Annotated in this window: 17 protein-coding genes; 4 read left to right on the top strand and 13 right to left on the bottom strand. The window is 65.2% G+C overall.

What is annotated here, in order from left to right:
• Nucleotides 1-3: 3 nt before the first annotated feature.
• Genes GGD66_RS26580 through nth form a run of 3 tightly spaced genes read right to left on the bottom strand, consistent with a single transcriptional unit; the run spans nucleotide 4 to nucleotide 3,542 of the window.
• Nucleotides 4-1,632 (bottom strand): MFS transporter, encoded by a 1,629-nt coding sequence (locus GGD66_RS26580; RefSeq protein ID WP_183259466.1) that lies wholly within the window; start codon nucleotides 1,630-1,632, stop codon nucleotides 4-6.
• Entirely contained in the window at nucleotides 1,619-2,755 is a 1,137-nt protein-coding gene (locus tag GGD66_RS26575; RefSeq protein ID WP_183259465.1) for an HlyD family secretion protein, read from the bottom strand. Before GGD66_RS26575 ends, GGD66_RS26580 begins: the two co-directional genes overlap by 14 nt.
• Before the next feature lie 34 nt (nucleotides 2,756-2,789).
• A complete protein-coding gene (gene nth, locus GGD66_RS26570; protein WP_183259464.1) occupies nucleotides 2,790-3,542 on the bottom strand; it encodes an endonuclease III in 753 nt (250 codons plus the stop codon).
• Between the two features lie 22 nt (nucleotides 3,543-3,564).
• Between nth and GGD66_RS26565 the strand changes: the two genes are divergently transcribed.
• Both GGD66_RS26565 and GGD66_RS26560 read left to right on the top strand, forming a co-directional pair.
• On the top strand, nucleotides 3,565-4,095 hold the full coding sequence (locus GGD66_RS26565; protein ID WP_183259463.1) for a DUF2244 domain-containing protein: 531 nt from the start codon (nucleotides 3,565-3,567) through the stop codon (nucleotides 4,093-4,095).
• A gap of 54 nt (nucleotides 4,096-4,149) precedes the next feature.
• Nucleotides 4,150-5,046, top strand: a complete 897-nt coding sequence (locus tag GGD66_RS26560; protein WP_018323490.1) for a bifunctional helix-turn-helix domain-containing protein/methylated-DNA--[protein]-cysteine S-methyltransferase — start codon at nucleotides 4,150-4,152, stop codon at nucleotides 5,044-5,046.
• A 118-nt stretch (nucleotides 5,047-5,164) separates the two neighbouring features.
• On the opposite strand, the gene GGD66_RS26555 is transcribed toward GGD66_RS26560, so the two are convergent.
• The 8 genes from GGD66_RS26555 to dnaK all read right to left on the bottom strand — a co-directional run bounded on the left by GGD66_RS26555 (nucleotide 5,165) and on the right by dnaK (nucleotide 12,570).
• Entirely contained in the window at nucleotides 5,165-5,788 is a 624-nt protein-coding gene (locus GGD66_RS26555) for a 2,3-bisphosphoglycerate-dependent phosphoglycerate mutase (protein WP_183259462.1), read from the bottom strand.
• A gap of 23 nt (nucleotides 5,789-5,811) precedes the next feature.
• Nucleotides 5,812-6,627, bottom strand: coding sequence for a 4-hydroxy-tetrahydrodipicolinate reductase (gene dapB, locus GGD66_RS26550; RefSeq protein WP_026202940.1), 816 nt, complete (start codon nucleotides 6,625-6,627; stop codon nucleotides 5,812-5,814).
• A 295-nt stretch (nucleotides 6,628-6,922) separates the two neighbouring features.
• Complete coding sequence (locus tag GGD66_RS26545) at nucleotides 6,923-7,234, bottom strand: DUF1330 domain-containing protein (RefSeq protein ID WP_092251380.1); 312 nt, start codon at nucleotides 7,232-7,234, stop codon at nucleotides 6,923-6,925.
• Between the two features lie 23 nt (nucleotides 7,235-7,257).
• Nucleotides 7,258-7,968 (bottom strand): orotidine-5'-phosphate decarboxylase, encoded by a 711-nt coding sequence (gene pyrF / locus GGD66_RS26540; RefSeq protein ID WP_183259461.1) that lies wholly within the window; start codon nucleotides 7,966-7,968, stop codon nucleotides 7,258-7,260.
• 6 nt (nucleotides 7,969-7,974) lie between these two features.
• Complete coding sequence (locus GGD66_RS26535) at nucleotides 7,975-8,553, bottom strand: NADPH-dependent FMN reductase (RefSeq protein WP_183259460.1); 579 nt, start codon at nucleotides 8,551-8,553, stop codon at nucleotides 7,975-7,977.
• Between the two features lie 57 nt (nucleotides 8,554-8,610).
• Nucleotides 8,611-9,210, bottom strand: a complete 600-nt coding sequence (locus tag GGD66_RS26530; protein ID WP_018323496.1) for a class I SAM-dependent methyltransferase — start codon at nucleotides 9,208-9,210, stop codon at nucleotides 8,611-8,613.
• Nucleotides 9,211-9,295: 85 nt separating this feature from the next.
• Nucleotides 9,296-10,423 (bottom strand): molecular chaperone DnaJ, encoded by a 1,128-nt coding sequence (gene dnaJ / locus GGD66_RS26525; RefSeq protein ID WP_018323497.1) that lies wholly within the window; start codon nucleotides 10,421-10,423, stop codon nucleotides 9,296-9,298.
• Between the two features lie 245 nt (nucleotides 10,424-10,668).
• A complete protein-coding gene (gene dnaK / locus GGD66_RS26520; RefSeq protein ID WP_092251376.1) occupies nucleotides 10,669-12,570 on the bottom strand; it encodes a molecular chaperone DnaK in 1,902 nt (633 codons plus the stop codon).
• A gap of 393 nt (nucleotides 12,571-12,963) precedes the next feature.
• Here dnaK and GGD66_RS26515 point away from each other — a divergent pair, with 393 nt between their 5' ends.
• Together GGD66_RS26515 and pncA are read left to right on the top strand one after the other, a co-directional pair.
• The gene (locus GGD66_RS26515) at nucleotides 12,964-13,905 is read left to right on the top strand and encodes a hypothetical protein (protein WP_026202941.1); all 942 of its coding nucleotides are present in this window, start codon (nucleotides 12,964-12,966) and stop codon (nucleotides 13,903-13,905) included.
• A gap of 268 nt (nucleotides 13,906-14,173) precedes the next feature.
• Entirely contained in the window at nucleotides 14,174-14,896 is a 723-nt protein-coding gene (gene pncA, locus GGD66_RS26510; protein WP_183259459.1) for a bifunctional nicotinamidase/pyrazinamidase, read from the top strand.
• A 148-nt stretch (nucleotides 14,897-15,044) separates the two neighbouring features.
• On the opposite strand, the gene grpE is transcribed toward pncA, so the two are convergent.
• Nucleotides 15,045-15,662, bottom strand: coding sequence for a nucleotide exchange factor GrpE (gene grpE, locus GGD66_RS26505; RefSeq protein ID WP_183259458.1), 618 nt, complete (start codon nucleotides 15,660-15,662; stop codon nucleotides 15,045-15,047).
• Between the two features lie 96 nt (nucleotides 15,663-15,758).
• On the bottom strand, nucleotides 15,759-16,847 hold the full coding sequence (gene hrcA, locus GGD66_RS26500; RefSeq protein WP_018323502.1) for a heat-inducible transcriptional repressor HrcA: 1,089 nt from the start codon (nucleotides 16,845-16,847) through the stop codon (nucleotides 15,759-15,761).
• Between the last annotated feature and the right edge of the window lie 25 nt (nucleotides 16,848-16,872).

Raw genomic sequence — 16,872 nt, 5'->3', positions numbered from 1 at the left:
GCTTCACGTCACCTGCACGCCGCACTTCCGCAGCACCGTCTTGGCGAAGCCGAACGGCGCCGGCGTGAACGGGCCGGGCGGGGCGCGAGTGATCAGTGCGAGGACACCGAGCGCGGCTATCGCGAGCCAGAAGCACAGCCAGAAGCCGTCGACATAGGCGAGCACATTGGCCTCGCGCTGCACGATGCCCGCCAGCGTGCCGAGCGCGCGCGGCTGCGCCAGCCCGGCGCCGTGGGCAGCGAAGTGATCGGCAAGCTGCTTCAGGACGCGGACCACATCGACGTCGCCGACGCCGAGGTTCTGGCCGAGATAGAAGGAATGGACCTGCTCGCGGACCCGCAGCCATGTCCCCATCAGCGCCACGCCGATCTCGGCGCCGCCGAGCCGCATGATCTGGATATAGGCGGCAAAGGAGGTGGCGCGGCTCGGATCGGAGTTCGACAGCAGCGTGATGATCAGCGGCAGCAAGGTCAGCGACTGCCCGATCGCCTGGAGCAGCACGATGCCGACAAAGTCCTCGCGCGCCCAGTCATGGGTGAGCTGCGTGCCCCAGAGATTGGCGGCGGCGAAGCAGGCGAAACCCACGACAATCACGGTGCGCGTATCGAAATGCCTGAGCAGCCAGATCGAGAGCGGCACCAGCACGAACATCGGCAATGCGCCATAGGTGAGCAGCAGCAAGCCGCTCTGCTCCGGCCTGAGCAGCGCGATGGCGGCAAGGAAGTTCGGCACCAGCGAGGCGTTGGACAGGCTCGTCAACGTGTAGAGCAGGATCAGCACCAGCCCCAATCCGATATTGCGCGAAAACAAGACGTTCACATGCGCCCAGGGCTGCCGCACCAGCGACTCGTTGAGGAGGAAGCCTGCGAACAGCACCGCGCCACTGGCGAGCAGCGCCATCACCGTCCCCGAGCCGAGCCAGTCCAATCGATTGCCCTGATCAAGCCCGGCATAAATCATCGAAACGGATGCGCCGAGCAGCAGCATGCCGCCCCAATCGGCCTCGCGCAGCAGCGCGCGGTTCACGGGCTCGTTCGGCGTGCCGAGATAGACCATCAGGCCCATCAGCGGCGCGATCACGACGCTCTGCCAGTACAGCCATTGCCAGCCGAGATGGTCGACATAGAAGCCGACCAGCGAGGTCGAGGTATCCAATGCGAAGCCGACGCGGATCGAATAGATCGAGATCGCCGGCAGCCACCAGCGGATCGGCAGATTGCGGAACACGATCATCAGCGTCGCCGGCACGAAGGTGCCGAGCAGCAGGCCATGCACGACGCTGAGCGCGAGCAGCGTCGGATAGTCGTGCACGAAGGGAACGATCAGCGAGACGGCGGCATAGATCAGGCTCGGAATGCCGAGCACGCGGCGCAGCCCGAACACGGTCGCGAGCCATGCCACTGCGGGCGCGATGAAGATCTGCGAGCCGATGCCGGCGGTGGAGAGCCAGGCGCCCTCGTCGAATGAGAGCGAGAACGCGCCGCGCAAATCGGGCAGGCCAACCGTGGTCAGGCGGCTGTCGAAATTGGCGAGAAAGGAGCCGAGCAGCACCGCCGCCACGGCGAACAGCGGCTGCGGCGCAACGCCGCCGCGCGAGAGCGGTCCGCGGTCTGTGTCGTCATTTTCCGCCATTGCCGGCCTTGGTGTCGATGCTGGTGACGACCGACATGCCCGGCACCAGCCGCGCCAGCAGCGGCTGGCCGTCGTCGAGCTGAATCCGCACGGGAATGCGCTGCACGACCTTGGTGAAATTGCCGGTGGCGTTATCAGGCGGCAGCAGCGCGACCTGTGATCCCGTCGCCGGCGCGATGCGCTCGACCTTGCCGCGCAGCGTCTCGCGCGGAAAGCTGTCGACGGTGATCTCGACCGGCTGGCCCGGCTGCACATGAGTGAGCTGGGTCTCCTTGTAATTCGCGATCACATAGACCTGCGGCAGCGGCACCACGTTGATGAGGTTGGTGCCGATATTGACGTAGTCGCCAGGTTGCACCTGGCGCTCGCCGACGACGCCGTCGAACGGCGCCGATATTCTGGTGTAGCCGAGCTTGAGCTTCGCACCCGCCAGCGTTGCCTTGGCCGCCGCGACATCGGCGGCACGCTGCTTCCGGGTGCCTTGCAGGACTTCGAGCTGGTGCTGCTGGGCTGCGATCACCGCGCGGCTCGCACGCACGTCGGCCTGCGCCTTGGCGTAAGCAGCCACCGCCTGCTCGAGCCGCTGCCGCGTGCCGGATTCGGTCTGCGACAGCGATTGCTGACGCTCCTGCTCCTGCCGTGCCTCGACTTCCATGGCTTCCGCGGAAAGCCGCGCCGCCTGCGCCTGCGCGATCGTCGCATATTGCAGCTCGACCTGGTTGGCCAGATTGTCGAGCGCGGCCTGAGCGGCGGCGACCGAAGCTTCGGACTGCGCGACCTGGGCTTCGTAATCGGCGGGATCGATCTGGATCAGGAGATCACCGGCCTTGACCCGCTGGAAGTCGGTGACGGCGACGGTCAGCACTTCACCCGAGACGCGGCTCGAAAGCCGTGTTAGCTCGGCGCGCACATAGGCATCATTCGTGGTCTGGATCACGGCATTGCCGACCCATTCGTCGAAGCGCAGCGTCGCCAGCGCGACGAAGCCGAGCGCGACGATCACAGCGAATAGCGGGATCGCGAACCGGCTCCACAGCGAAGTCGCTGGCCGCTGCGTCGGCTTCGGTGGTGGGACAGGCGTTGCAGCGGCAGCCGGGGGTGGGACTTGTTCCTGCTGACTCACGATTTTACCCCAAGACGCTCTGCTCTCACCGCCATCACACCGTCTTCTCCGGCCACCGGCACAGATCGTTGATCAGACAGACCTCGCAGCGCGGCTTGCGCGCGAGGCAAGTATAGCGCCCATGGAGGATCAGCCAATGATGGGCATGCAGCATGAACTCGGCCGGGATCACCTTTTCGAGACCAAGCTCGACCTCCAGCGGCGTCTTGCCGGGCGCAAGTGCCGTGCGATTGCCGACGCGGAAGACATGCGTGTCGACCGCCATGGTGTGCTCGCCGAAGGCCATGTTGAGCACGACGTTGGCGGTCTTGCGGCCGGCGCCGGGCAACGATTCGATCCCGGCGCGCGTGCGCGGCACCTCGCCGCCGAACTCGCTGAGCACCTTGGCCGACAGCGCGATCACGTTCCTGGCCTTGGTGCGGTAGAGGCCGATCGTCTTGATGTACTCGCGTAAAGACTCCTCGCCGAGATCGAGCATCTTCTGCGGAGTGTCGGCGACCTCGAACAAGGCGCGCGTCGCCTTGTTGACGCCGGCATCGGTTGCCTGTGCCGACAGCACCACGGCGACCAGCAGCGTGAACGGATTGACGTGCTCGAGCTCGCCCTTCGGCTCCGGATTGGCCTTGCGGAAACGGCTGAAGACCTCATGGACCTCGGCCGGCGTCCAGCGCTTGATCGCCTTGAGCGTCTTTTTGGCGGGCGCGTTCGGCTTTGCGACGACCGCCTTTGCCTTCTTCTTCGGCACCGGCGCTTTGCGCGGAGCCGGCTTGCGGGTGATTTTCGCCATGATCGGGATATACTGAGGGACGATGAGCACAGGCAACGAAATTGACGGCAGCGATCCTGATCCGCGCGACGCGCAGATCTTCTCCGCGCGGCTGACGCCGCACCGCTCGCTGAACCGCACCGGCTTCCTCGCCGTGATGCTGTTCCTGAGCGTGGTCAGCTTCGTCACGGGCCTCGCCTTCCTGATGATGGGTGCCTGGCCGGTGTTCGGTTTCTTCGGCCTCGACGTTCTCGTGATCTGGTGGGCCTTCAAGGCCAATTTCCGCGCGGCGCGGGCCAGCGAGGAGATCGTGGTCACGCCGTCGGAGCTGCGCGTGCGCCGCGTCAGCCATCGCGGCCAGGTCTCGGAATGGACATTCAATCCGCTCTGGGTCCGGATCGACCAGGAGGTCGACGAGGAATACGGCATCGAGCACCTCTATCTGATCTCGCGCGGCCGCCGGATTCTCATTGCCGGCTTTCTCGGGCCGGAGGAAAAAGCGAGTTTTTACAATGCCTTGGTCGGCGCCCTGAATGCCGCCCGGCGCGGCCCGACCTACAATCCGGTGACCTGAGCGCAGTCAGAAATCGGGTGGTTTCCCACCCGTCCCTCTCCTACATTTCCAGTCATGATGACACTCGCCATACATGACCAGCGCCTGGCCAGGCCGGGCACCCAGAACGCCGCGCTGCGCGACTATGATTCGGTACGCCGGGCGATCGCCTTCATCTCGGAGAACTGGCGCGCGCAGCCGACCATCGAGGCGATGGCGGATGCGGCCGGGGTCACGCCGGATGAGCTGCACCATCTGTTCCGCCGCTGGGCCTCGATCACGCCGAAGGCTTTCATGCAAGCGCTGACGCTCGATCACGCCAAAGGCCTCTTGCGCGATTCCGCGAGCATTCTCGACGCCGCGCTCGACTCCGGGCTGTCAGGCCCGGGACGGCTGCACGATCTCTTCGTGACCCACGAAGCCATGTCGCCGGGCGAATGGAAGAACGGCGGCGCCGGCCTGACCCTGCGTTACGGCTTTCACCCCTCACCGTTCGGCACCGCGATCGTGATCGCGACCGACCGCGGCCTGTCGGGGCTTGCCTTCGCCGATCACGGCGAGGAGAAGGTTGCGCTCGCTGACATGACCCGGCGCTGGCCGAACGCCACCTATGTCGAGGATCACGAAGGCACCGCGCCGCTCGCCGCACGCATCTTCGATACGAAGCTGTGGCGGCCGGACCAGCCGCTGCGCGTGGTGATGATCGGCACCGATTTCGAGGTGCGGGTATGGGAGACGCTCTTGAAGATCCCGATGGGACGCGCGGTGTCCTATTCCGACATCGCCTGCAACATCAACAGCCCGAAGGCCTCACGCGCCGTCGGCGCGGCGGTCGGCAAGAACCCGGTCTCGTTCGTCGTGCCCTGCCACCGCGCGCTCGGCAAGAGCGGCACGCTCACCGGCTATCACTGGGGCATCACCCGCAAGCAGGCGATGCTCGGCTGGGAGGCCGGACAGCTGGGGATGCAGTAGGCACCGCAAGCACACTGCCGTAGGGTGGGCAAAGCGAAGCGTGCCCACCTTACGTCAGCTATCATGGAAAGATCGTGGGCACGCGCTGTGCGCCTTTGCCCACCCTACGGGACCGTCCTTAATCCGCCAGATCGAGCTTCGAGGCCACGGTCGAATCCGCGTTAAGGCGGTAGATGATCGGCACACCCGTCGCCAGCTCGCGCTTCAAGATGCCTTCGGGCGAGAGCTTTTCCAGCACCATGATCAGCGCGCGCAGCGAATTGCCGTGGGCGGCGACGAGGGTACGCTTGCCGTTGAGCACGCCGGGCAGAATCTCCTGCACGTAATACGGCAGCGCGCGCGCGAGGGTGTCCTTCAGGCTTTCGCCGCCGGGCGGCGGCACGTCGTAGGAGCGGCGCCAGATCAGCACCTGGTCCTCACCCCATTTCTTGCGCGCGTCGTCCTTGTTGAGGCCGGAGAGATCGCCGTAGTCGCGCTCGTTCAACGCGAGGTTCTTCGTCGTCGGCAGGCCCTCCTGGCCGAGCTCGCCGAGAATGAGATCGAGCGTGTGCTGCGCGCGCGTGAGCACCGAAGTGTAGGCGACGTCGAACACGAGGCCCTGCGCCTTCAGCTTGCGGCCGGCGTCCGTGGCTTCCTTGACGCCGAGCTCGGTGAGGTCAGGGTCCTTCCAACCCGTGAACAGGTTCTTCAGATTCCATTCGCTCTGGCCGTGGCGCACGAGCACGAGAAGACGTTCGCTCATTGACTGCTTTCCGTTAAGTTCGATTAGATGTCGGACAGGCCGAGCACGTCGGCCATGGAGTAGTGCCCGGGCTTCTTGCCGTGTGCCCAGAGCGCCGCCTTCAGCGCGCCATGCGCGAACAGCATGCGGTCCTCGGCCTGATGCGACAGCGTCAGGCGCTCGAACGGGCCGAGGAAGGTGACGCTGTGATCGCCGGCGACGGTGCCGCCGCGTAACGAGGCGAAGCCGATATTGCCCGGCCTGCGCGCGCCGGTGATGCCGTCACGGCCGCGCTCGGAATGGTCATCGAGGGTGACACCGCGACCGCTGGCTGCGGCCTGCCCCAGCATCAGCGCGGTGCCGGACGGCGCATCGACCTTCATCCGGTGATGGGTCTCGACGATCTCGATATCAAAACTCTGGTCGAGCGCCTTGGCGACGCGCTTGACCACGGCGGCCAGTAGATTGACGCCGAGGCTCATATTGCCTGATTGCACCACGACGGCGCGGTTGGTGACGCTCTTGATCACGGCGTTGTCGGAGCCGGACAATCCGGTCGTGCCGACGACATGCACGATCCCGCGCTGTGCCGCGATCGCGACATTGGCAATGGTCGCCGCCGGAACGGTGAAGTCGAGGATGCCGTCGGCCTCCTTCGACATCGCCCAGAGGTCAGCGGAGAGCTTGATGTCGTTGGCCGGCAGTCCTGCGAGCACACCGGCATCCTTGCCGAGCAGCTCCGAGCCGGGGGCCTCGAGCGCGCCGGCCAGCACCGCGCCTTTGCTCTCGGCAATCGCCCGCACCAGCGCGCGGCCCATCCGGCCACCGGCTCCAGCAACAATCAGGCGCATGTCGGACATGGTGTGATCCTCTCACGGCCGTTGTAGCGGGGGGACGCAGTTCCGGCAACCGAGGGGGATTTACCTAGATCGCAGCGACGCGCCGCCTCTTACCCTCCCCTGGAGGGGTCCGAGACGAGCGTAGCTCGCTCGTGGGCGCTGGGCATGCAGCGAAGCGGAATGCACAGCGGGGTGGGGTGACGGTCTCCCCCCCGGCGCACAGTGCCCGAGTGGAGAGATCACCCCACCCCGCTCGCGCTGCGCGCGATCGACCCTCCCCCTCCAGGGGAGGGTAAGAGAGCGCCGCAGTCGAAATCTACGAGTCAGACGGCTGCGGGCCGTCATACCCCTCGATGATGATGAGGTCGGCGACCGAGTGGGGCTGGCGCACCTTGATGTTGGCCTGGTATTCCGGCGAATTGTAGCAGGCGATCGCGGTCTCGTAGTCCGGGAATTCGATCACGACGTTGCGGGTGCGGCTGGCGCCTTCGACGGTGGTGAACTTGCCGGCGCGGACAACGAAGCGGCCACCCCACTTCTTGAAGATCGGACCATTGGCGACGGCATAGGGCTTGTAGCCCTCGTCACTGCTCACATCGACGCGCCCGATCCAGTAGCCTTTTGCCATTGTTCTTCTCCCTTGTTTGTTGATTAGCCGAGCGCTTGCGCGATCTCGGCCTGGATGGCTTCCGCAATCGCCTTCGGGTCGGCGGCTTCGACGACCGGGCGTCCGACGACGAGATAATCGGCGCCGGCCGCGATCGCGCGGCCCGGCGTCATGATGCGCTTCTGGTCGCCGGTCGCCGAACCGACCGGCCGGATGCCGGGGGTGACGAGATGCATCTGGTGCCCGACGATCTTGCGCAAGGCCCCAACCTCCTCAGGCGAGGACACCAGTCCGTCGATGCCAAGCACCTGGGCCTGCTGCGCGCGGGCCTCGACCAGCTCGGAGACGCCGAGCCGATAGCCGGCCGCGTGCAGATCGTCCTCGTTGTAGGAGGTCAGCACCGTGACGGCGAGGATCTTCAGGCTGGAATTGCCGCGGCCTTCGACCGCGCCCTTCATGGTCTGCGGATAGGCGTGCACGGTGAGGAATGTGGCGCCAAGCCTGGTGATGCTTTCGACGCCTTGCATTACGGTGTTGCCGATGTCGTGCAGCTTGAGATCGAGAAAGACCTTCTTGCCCTGGTCGGCGAGCTTGCCGACCAGCGGCAATCCGCCGGCATAAGCGAGTCGGTAACCAATCTTGTAGAAGCTGACGCTGTCGCCGAGACGGTTGATCGTCGCCTCCGCGGCATCGACGCTGGGCAAATCGAGCGCGACGATCAGGCGGTCCTTTGGGGCGATCTCGGCTGGCGTCATGTCACCTCACATCATGCGTTGGGAAATGTCGATCAATTGCGCCACCAGCTCCTTCAACGCGGCGATATCACCCTCGTTCTTGAGCCTGTCCATATCGTCATAGGCCTGGTCGGCAAAGGCGAGCGTGAGCTGGCTGGCAATCACATTGGCGTGGCAGGAGGACAGGATCAGCCGCAACGCCTGCAGCGCGCGAGCCGCACCGAGCCGGCTCTGCGAGGCGCCGGCGAGCGCGAAGGCGCGGTTGCGAAACACATCGCCGCGCGCCTCGTGCAGATCGTGCACGCGGCTGACCCAGTCGATCGCGTTCTTGAGCAGCGGCGGCACCGAGGCATTGTATTCGGGCGAGACGATCAGCACGCCATGATGCGCGCCGATCATGCGCTTGAGGTTGATCGCGTGCTTGGGCAGGCCGGACTTGGCCTGGAGATCGCCGTCATAGATCGGCAGCGGAAAATCGGCGAGCGAGATGCGGGTGACGTCGACGCCGGCCCGGGCGAATTCATAGGCTATGACGGCCGCCAGCTTCGCATTGTGCGAGCCGGTGCGCAGCGAGCCGGGAATGATCAGGATCTTGGGAGCTGACATTCAATCCAATGCGTTCGGCGAAACGAGCCCGCCGCGCAAAGAACCAAGCCGGCGGAATTAGTCCTTGCGATACACCCAGACGCGGGCCGGCGGAAGGTTCATCCAGATCCGTTCCGACGCCTCTGTGGACACGCCGGGCAGCGATTTCGGGATCGGCGGCACCACCGCATAGGTGAACTGGACGAAGGGCGCGCCGGGCGCGAGCGCCGTGAAGGCGTCGCGGATCAGCCGCAGCCGCGTCAGCATCGGTTTCGTCACCAGCGGCAGGCCGGAGACAACTGCGGAGGCCGGCGCGCTCAGGACGTTCCAGAGCGTGTCACGCAGGCGATAGGCGTCGCCCTGCACCACTTTGGCCTGCGGATAGCGGTCGCGCAGCAGCGCGCAGAAGCCGGGATTGTATTCGACGAGGACGAGACGTTTCTGGTCGACGCCGCGTTCGATCAGGGCTGAGGTGATTGCGCCGGTGCCAGGCCCGAGCTCGACCACGGGCGCGTCTGAATCGACATCGACATAATGGGCCATGGTCCGGGCCAGCAGCTTGCCCGACGGCATCACGGCGCCCATGTGCAGGGGCTTTTCGATCCATGATCTGAGGAAGCGCACCTCGTCATCGAGACGAGGCTTCTTCAACGCACGCGCGGACGATGGCAATGGCATGTCAGGACCGGACGGGACCGCGGGACCGCGTGTCAGAAAATGGTCATAAAGACGTATAGGCCGAAAGCGGTATGGTCAAGCCGGGTCAACTCGCCCGATTACCGAAGAAATCCTTGACCTTGGCGAAGAAGCCCTCGGATTCCGGCTGGGTGTTGCCGCTTGACAGCTTTTCGAACTCGGCCAGCAATTCCTGCTGCTTCTTGGTGAGGTTCTGCGGAGTCTCGACCACGACCTGAACATACATGTCGCCCATCTGGCGCGACCGCAGCACCGGCATGCCTTTTGATGCAATGCGGAACCGGCGGTTGGACTGGGTCCCGGCCGGCACCTTCACCTTGGCCTTGCTCTTCTCGATGGTCGGCACCTCGAATTCGCCGCCGAGCGCGGCCGTCACCATCGAGATCGGCACACGGCAATGCAGATCGGCGCCATCGCGCTGGAAGAACTGGTGCTGGGCCAGCGACAGGAAGATATAGAGGTCGCCGGGCGGACCACCGCGGACCCCGGCCTCGCCCTCGCCGGCGAGCCTGATCCTTGTGCCGTCCTCGACACCCGGGGGAATGTTGACCGAAAGATTCCGCTCGCGGGTCACGCGGCCTTGGCCCGAGCAGGACGGGCAGGCATCCTCGATCATCTGGCCGCGGCCCTGGCAGCCCGGACAGGTGCGCTCCAGCGTGAAGAAGCCCTGCGACTGCCGCACGCGGCCGGCGCCGCCGCAGCTCGAACAGGTCTTCGGCTTGGTTCCCGCCTTGGCGCCGATGCCCGAGCAGGCCTCGCAGGTGACCGAGACCGGAATCTCGATCTGCGCGGTCTTGCCGCCGAAGGCTTCCTCAAGCGTGATTTCCATATTGTAGCGCAAGTCGGCGCCGCGCTCGCGGCCGCCGCGGCCGCGCTGCCCGGCCATGCCGAACAGATCTTCGAAAATGTCGGAGAAGGAAGAGGCAAAGCCCGCACCGAAGCCGGCGCCGCCGCCGCCCTGCTCGAAGGCGGCATGGCCGTAACGGTCATAGGCGGCGCGCTTGTCCTTGTCCTTGAGGACCTCGTAGGCCTCGTTGATTTCCTTGAACTTGACTTCGCTGGTGTCGTCCCCGGGATTGCGGTCCGGATGGAACTTCATCGCCAGCTTGCGGAACGACGATTTCAAGACGGATTCGTCGGCATCGCGCTCGACTTCGAGGGTTTCGTAATAGCAGCGCTTGGTGGACGTGGACATGTGGGACTCGGTCTATCCAATCGCGATTCAAGTCGGAGCGAAACGACGTCGCCACACGACGATATAGGCAGCCTTCTGCTTGGCGGCAGAGGGCGGCGTGGCGGCGTTCAGCATAACGGCTGGGAATTGATCGATCGTAACGGGCGACCCGCCCGTCCGTCCCGACACGGCGGCCTCCCCCGCGAAGGAGGAGGCCGGTAGAGCGTGTGGGGTCCAAGCCGTCCGCATCATGACCCTCTTGGGGTTCAGGCGGACTTCTTGTTGTTCTTGTCGTCGTCGACTTCGGTGAATTCCGCGTCGACGACGTCGTCCTTGGCCGCGTCCTTCTTGGCGTCGGCCTCGGCCTGCTGCTTGTACATGGCCTCGCCGAGCTTCATCGAAGCCTGGGCCAGCGTCTGGGTCTTGGCCTTGATCGCCTCGGCATCGTCGCCCTTCAGCGCTTCCTTGAGGTCGCCGACGGCATCCTCGATGGCGCGGCGCTCGGTCTCGCCGACCTTCGAACCGTGCTCGGCCAAAGCCTTCTCGGTCGAATGCACCAGACCATCCGCCTCGTTCTTGGCGGTGACGGCCTCGCGGCGCTTCTTGTCGGCCTCGGCATTGGCCTCAGCGTCCTTGACCATCTTCTCGATGTCGGCTTCCGACAGGCCGCCGGAGGCCTGGATGCGGATCTGCTGCTCCTTGCCGGTGGCCTTGTCCTTGGCCGAGACGTTGACGATGCCGTTGGCGTCGATGTCGAAGGTCACCTCGATCTGCGGCATGCCGCGCGGAGCCGGCGGAATGCCCATCAGGTCGAACTGGCCGAGCATCTTGTTGTCGGCCGCCATTTCACGCTCGCCCTGGAAGACGCGGATGGTGACCGCGTTCTGGTTGTCCTCGGCGGTCGAGAACACCTGGCTCTTCTTGGTCGGGATCGTGGTGTTGCGGTCGATGATGCGGGTGAACACGCCGCCCAGCGTCTCGATGCCCAGCGACAGCGGGGTGACGTCGAGCAGCAGCACGTCCTTGACGTCGCCCTGGAGCACGCCGGCCTGGATCGCAGCGCCGATCGCCACGACTTCGTCCGGATTGACGCCCTTGTGCGGCTCCTTGCCGAACAGCTGCTTCACGACTTCCTGGACCTTCGGCATGCGCGACATGCCGCCGACCAGAACCACTTCGCCGATCTCACCGGCGGTGACGCCGGCGTCCTTCAGCGCCTTGCGGCAGGGCTCGACGGTCTTCTGGACGAGGTCGTCGACCAGCGCTTCGAACTTGGCGCGGGTCAGCTTCATCGTCAGATGCTTCGGGCCGGTCTGGTCCGCGGTGATGAAGGGCAGGTTGATCTCGGTCTGCGTCGTCGAGGACAGCTCGATCTTGGCCTTTTCAGCGGCTTCCTTCAGGCGCTGCAAGGCGAGCTTGTCGTTGCGCAGGTTGATGCCCTGCTCCTTCTGGAATTCGTCGGCGAGATAGCCGACCAGGCGCATGTCGAAGTCTTCGCCGCCGAGGAAGGTGTCGCCGTTCGTCGACTTAACCTCGAACACGCCGTCGCCGATCTCGAGGATCGAAATATCGAACGTGCCGCCGCCGAGATCGTACACGGCGATCGTGCCGGTCTTGGTCTTGTCGAGTCCATAGGCGAGCGCGGCCGCGGTCGGCTCGTTGATGATGCGCAGCACTTCGAGGCCCGCGATCTTGCCGGCGTCCTTGGTCGCCTGGCGCTGGGCGTCGTTGAAGTAGGCGGGAACGGTGATGACGGCCTGATCGACTTTCTGGCCGAGATGGGCTTCCGCGGTCTCCTTCATCTTCTGCAAGATGAACGCCGAGACCTGCGAGGGCGAGTAGGTCTGGCCGTCGGCCTCGACCCAGGCGTCGCCGTTGGAAGCCTTCACGATCTTGTAGGGGACGAGCTTCTTGTCCTTCTCGACCATCGGGTCGTCGTAGCGGCGGCCGATGAGGCGCTTCACTGCGAAGAAGGTGCGCTCGGGATTGGTGACGGCCTGGCGCTTGGCCGGCTGGCCGACGAGGCGCTCACCGTCGTCCGTCACGGCGACGATCGAAGGCGTCGTGCGCATGCCTTCGGAATTCTCGATGACTTTGGCGTTCTTGCCATCCATCACGGCGACGCACGAATTCGTGGTGCCGAGGTCGATCCCAATGACCTTTCCCATGGTCCTGATATCCTTGTTTTTGCGGCAGGTTGGCTGGGCCCAGAAGGCACCCGACCGAAACCCCCTAAGATCAAACATCCGCGATATTGCGATGATTGAGGCTCATATAGGAGGGGGGGAGGGGCCCGCAAGGACCGAAGCTACGTTTCTGCCGTGAAAACATTGGGTTTTGGACGATGATATCCGGGCTTCACCGCCCTTGCGGGTGAGGAATTATTAACAGGTTCAGGCTTCAGCAAGCCCCCGCTACCGCAAGTCCGCCCGCCCTGTTGCCGCACGCCCAAACCCGGTAAAAGGCGGACCGGCCGGTCAGCCGCCACAGCTGCTTCGCGCGACAATGCGGCCCGGTGGCCGACCATCGAACGGCCTCAATGTGAACCAATCAGAGTGCCCATGAAGCTGATCCGCCCCCTCGCCGCGCTCGCCCTCCTGATCGCCTCAGCGTTTCCGGCCCTCGCCGCCGATGCCGTGTTTCCGCCCGGCTTGCGCCTCGGCATGGTGCCGCTGGTCGGTCTCAGCACGGCAAAAACCTTTCCGGGCTTCGAGAGCGAGGACGGCAGCGTCAAGGTGTTGATCACCGAGCTGCCGCCGGCGGCCTATGGCGAGGTCGTGAGCGCCTTCAATTCCAATCCGGCCGGCGCCGGCGGCGTCAAGCAGGACAAGATCGAGACGCCGGCGGGCCTCGCCTATTTCACCACCGAAAGCGGCAAGGCCGGCGACACCCCGGTGAAGCGCTATTCGATGATCGTGCCGGGCGCCGGCTTCTCCGGCTATGTCGCGGTGCAGGTCCCGGAGAATGCGACCAAGATCTACACGGATGAAGCGGTGCGGCAGATGTTCGCCAGCACCGTCACCCGCAAGCAGGTCTCGGTCGAGGAGCAGATCGCGCTGATGCCGTTCAGGATCACCGATCTCGCCGAATTCAAGGACATCCGGACCCTCGCGCCGGGCAGCAGCATCATCCTCGCCGACGGCAATGAGAGCGCAGGCTATGAGTCGAAGCCATTCATGATCCTCGGTCTGATCGGCGCCACGCCGCAAGCCGCCGACGACCGCGCCCGCTTCGCCCAGGAGGCGGCGCTGCAGATCCCCGGCGTGCGTGAATCGCGCGTCACCATGTCCGAGCCGATCCGCATCAACGGCCAGCAGGGCTTCGAGACCCGGATCGACGGCGTCAGCGGCAAGGACAAGGTCCCGGTGACCGTGGTGCAGTGGATCCGCTTCTCGAGCGGCGGCGCCTCGCTGCGCATCATCGCCAGCGCGCCGCGCGACCAGTGGCTGGCCGCCTTCACCCGCTTCCGCGCCGTGCGCGACGGGATTCAGCCGAAGGGCTAGGCTACATCTCCGACCGAAATGCGCTCCCTCCCCCGCTTGCGGGGGAGGGTTGGGGAGAGGGTGCTTCCGCATAGGGGCACTCCCGATGTGGAGAGAGCCCCCACCCGGCCCTTCGCGCCGACCTCCCCCGCAAGCGGGAGAGGTTGCACCGAGCACGCGGCAACAGCCCACCCCCCTCGCCAATACCGGCCGCATTTTCGGGCTTCTGTTCGTATACGAACGGAACTAGGCTTCGTCTCCGTTGGATCATCCTGGAGGGAGGCGAACGATGCTGGATCGGCGACAAGTCTTGGCAATGCTTGGAACGACGGCGCTGGTGACTCTCGCGCCCAACGCGCTCTTTGCAGCGGCATCGATCAAGCCGGACGATGCCTCCGCGCTGCTGGTGATCGACGTGCAGAACTGCTTCCTGCCGGGCGGCAGCCTCGCCGTGAAGGAAGGCGAGCAGGTGGTGCCCGTCATCAACAAGATCTCGAAGGCGTTTGCCAACGTGGTGATGACGCAGGACTGGCACACGCCGGGCCACATCTCGTTTGCGTCGGTGCATTCCGGCAAGAAGCCGTTCGAGACCGTCGACCTTCCCTACGGCAAGCAGGTGCTGTGGCCCGACCATTGTGTGCAGGGCACCGACGGCGCTTCGCTCTCGAAGGACCTTGCAATCCCGCACGCCGAGCTGATCATCCGCAAGGGCTTTCATAAGGACGTCGACAGCTATTCGGCCTTCCTCGAAGCCGACGGCAAGACCTCGACCGGACTTGCCGGCTATCTCAAGGGGCGCAAGATCAAGCGCGTCTTCGTCGCAGGGCTCGCGACGGATTTCTGCGTCGCCTGGACCGCGCTCGACGCGCGCAAGGCTGGCTTCGAGGTCTATGTGGTGGAAGACGCCTGCCGCGGCATCGACAATCAGGGCTCGCTGGCAAAAGCCTGGGCCGATATGGCCAAGGCCGGCGTGAAGCGGATTCAGTCCGCGGATATCTCGGTGAGCGCGTAGGACTCGCGCGACACTGTCAGACCCTCATCCTGAGGAGCGCGCTTCTTCGCGCGCGTCTCGAAGGATGCAGGCCCCGCCGTTGCATCTTGGCCTTCATGGTTCGAGACGCCGCGCAAACGCGCGGCTCCTCACCATGAGGGTCTGAACCTCAATTCGCCGCGCCGCTCGACTCGTTGTTGTTCGCCGCGGCCGCCGCCTTCGCGCCGCCCTTGGCGACACCGACCAGAGCCGGGCGCAGCACGCGCTCGCCGATGGTGTAGCCGGCCTGCATGATCTGCACCACGGTGCCTGACGGCACCGACGGATCAGGCACTTCGTACATCGCCTGGTGGAAGTTCGGGTCGAACTTCTGGCCCTGCGGATCGAGCTTCTTGACGCCGTGCTTTTCCAGCGCGTTGAGCAGCGAACGCTCGGTCAGCTCGACGCCCTCGATCAGCGCGATCAGGCCGGGATCGGCTGCGGCACGGGCCTCGGCCGGAACGGCATCGAGCGCGCGCTGGAGATTGTCGGCGATGTCGAGCACGTCGCGGGCAAAGCCGGTGATGCCGTAGAGGCGGGCGTCGGCGACCTCCTTGGTGGTCCGCTTGCGCAGATTCTCCATCTCGGCCAGCGTCCGCAACATGCGGTCGCGCGCCTCGGCGGCTTCCTTCTGCAACAGCTCGACCGAGCCGGGCTCGGGATCGTCGGGCATGATGTAGGGTTTTGACACCACGGGCTCGCCGGTCGCTGCAGTCGTGTCTTCGGGTTGCCGGTCTTGCTCGGTCATCGGCTCTAATCTCGAACTCGTTTCCAGGGATTGTTGGCCCGGATATCGTGCCTAAAGCGCCGAAAATCAAGCGCCCGTGATCGGCGGAAACGCCGGTCAGCCTCCCAAAAGGCGGCTGACGATGCGGGCGGCGTAGTCCACGGTCGGGATCACACGGGCATAATTCAGCCGTGTCGGCCCGATCACGCCCAGAACGCCGACGATATGGCCGGCGGCATCCCGATACGGCGAGATGATGGTGGAGGACCCCGAGAGCGAAAACAGCTTGTTCTCGCTGCCGATGAAGATGCGCACGCCCTCGGCGGTCTCGGCGCGTCCCAGCAGGTCGATCACGCCGCGCTTGGTCTCGAGATCGTCGAACAGCAGGCGCACCCGTTCCAGATCCTCCAGCGCGTGCAGGTCTTCGAGCAGATTGGCGTGGCCGCGGACGATGAGCTGGCGATCCTCGTTCTCGCCGCCGGACCAGCTGGCGATGCCGGCGGAAATCACCTTCTGTGCAAGCTGATCGAGCTCGGCGCGGGCCTGTCCAAGTGCCGTCTCGAGCTCGAGCCGCGCCTCGGCCAGGGTGCGGCCACGGATGCGCGCATTGAGGAAATTGCCGGCCTCGGTGATTGCCGAGGAGGGAACTCCGGGGGGTAGCGACAGCACGCGGTTTTCAACCTGGCCGTCCTCACCGACCAGGATCACCAGCGCCCTCTCGGGTTCCAGCCGGACGAATTCGATGTGCTTCAGCCGCGCATTGGATTTCGGCGTCAGCACCACCGCGGCGGCCCGCGTGAGGCCGGACAGACGCGTCAGCGCCTGGTCCAGCGCTGCCTCGACCGATTGGGCCTGGCCGACGGAGGTGAGTTGGCTCTGGATCGATTGCCGCTCGGCCTCGTTGAGGTCGCCGACCTGCATCAGGGCATCGACAAAGAAACGCAGCCCGAGTTCCGTCGGCAGCCGGCCGGCGGAGGTGTGCGGGGCGTAGATCAGACCGAGCTGTTCCAGATCGGCCATGACGTTGCGGACCGAGGCCGGCGATAGCGGCATGGCGATGAGGCGCGAGATATTGCGCGAGCCCACCGGCTCACCGGTCGCGAGATAACTTTCGACAATTTGACGAAAGATGTCGCGAGAACGCTCGTTGAGCTGGGCGAGGCCTGCGCGCGGCGCGATCAGATGGATCGGATCGTGATGGGCCACAGACGGTAACTCCTCTCAGATGCTC

Origin of the sequence: Bradyrhizobium sp. CIR48, from assembly GCF_014198315.1 — a bacterium.
Taxonomy (GTDB): domain Bacteria; phylum Pseudomonadota; class Alphaproteobacteria; order Rhizobiales; family Xanthobacteraceae; genus Bradyrhizobium.
This window is presented reverse-complemented; position numbering and strand designations above follow the sequence as displayed.

What these genes read in the sequence shown, in the direction of transcription:
- GGD66_RS26580 (WP_183259466.1), bottom strand. Translation starts at nt 1,632, where the DNA reads ATGGCGGAAAATGACGACACAGACCGCGGACCGCTCTCGCGCGGCGGC.
- nth (WP_183259464.1), bottom strand. Translation starts at nt 3,542, where the DNA reads ATGGCGAAAATCACCCGCAAGCCGGCTCCGCGCAAAGCGCCGGTGCCG.
- GGD66_RS26565 (WP_183259463.1), top strand. Translation starts at nt 3,565, where the DNA reads ATGAGCACAGGCAACGAAATTGACGGCAGCGATCCTGATCCGCGCGAC.
- GGD66_RS26560 (WP_018323490.1), top strand. Translation starts at nt 4,150, where the DNA reads ATGATGACACTCGCCATACATGACCAGCGCCTGGCCAGGCCGGGCACC.
- GGD66_RS26555 (WP_183259462.1), bottom strand. Translation starts at nt 5,788, where the DNA reads ATGAGCGAACGTCTTCTCGTGCTCGTGCGCCACGGCCAGAGCGAATGG.
- dapB (WP_026202940.1), bottom strand. Translation starts at nt 6,627, where the DNA reads ATGTCCGACATGCGCCTGATTGTTGCTGGAGCCGGTGGCCGGATGGGC.
- GGD66_RS26545 (WP_092251380.1), bottom strand. Translation starts at nt 7,234, where the DNA reads ATGGCAAAAGGCTACTGGATCGGGCGCGTCGATGTGAGCAGTGACGAG.
- pyrF (WP_183259461.1), bottom strand. Translation starts at nt 7,968, where the DNA reads ATGACGCCAGCCGAGATCGCCCCAAAGGACCGCCTGATCGTCGCGCTC.
- GGD66_RS26535 (WP_183259460.1), bottom strand. Translation starts at nt 8,553, where the DNA reads ATGTCAGCTCCCAAGATCCTGATCATTCCCGGCTCGCTGCGCACCGGC.
- GGD66_RS26530 (WP_018323496.1), bottom strand. Translation starts at nt 9,210, where the DNA reads ATGCCATTGCCATCGTCCGCGCGTGCGTTGAAGAAGCCTCGTCTCGAT.
- dnaJ (WP_018323497.1), bottom strand. Translation starts at nt 10,423, where the DNA reads ATGTCCACGTCCACCAAGCGCTGCTATTACGAAACCCTCGAAGTCGAG.
- dnaK (WP_092251376.1), bottom strand. Translation starts at nt 12,570, where the DNA reads ATGGGAAAGGTCATTGGGATCGACCTCGGCACCACGAATTCGTGCGTC.
- GGD66_RS26515 (WP_026202941.1), top strand. Translation starts at nt 12,964, where the DNA reads ATGAAGCTGATCCGCCCCCTCGCCGCGCTCGCCCTCCTGATCGCCTCA.
- pncA (WP_183259459.1), top strand. Translation starts at nt 14,174, where the DNA reads ATGCTGGATCGGCGACAAGTCTTGGCAATGCTTGGAACGACGGCGCTG.
- grpE (WP_183259458.1), bottom strand. Translation starts at nt 15,662, where the DNA reads ATGACCGAGCAAGACCGGCAACCCGAAGACACGACTGCAGCGACCGGC.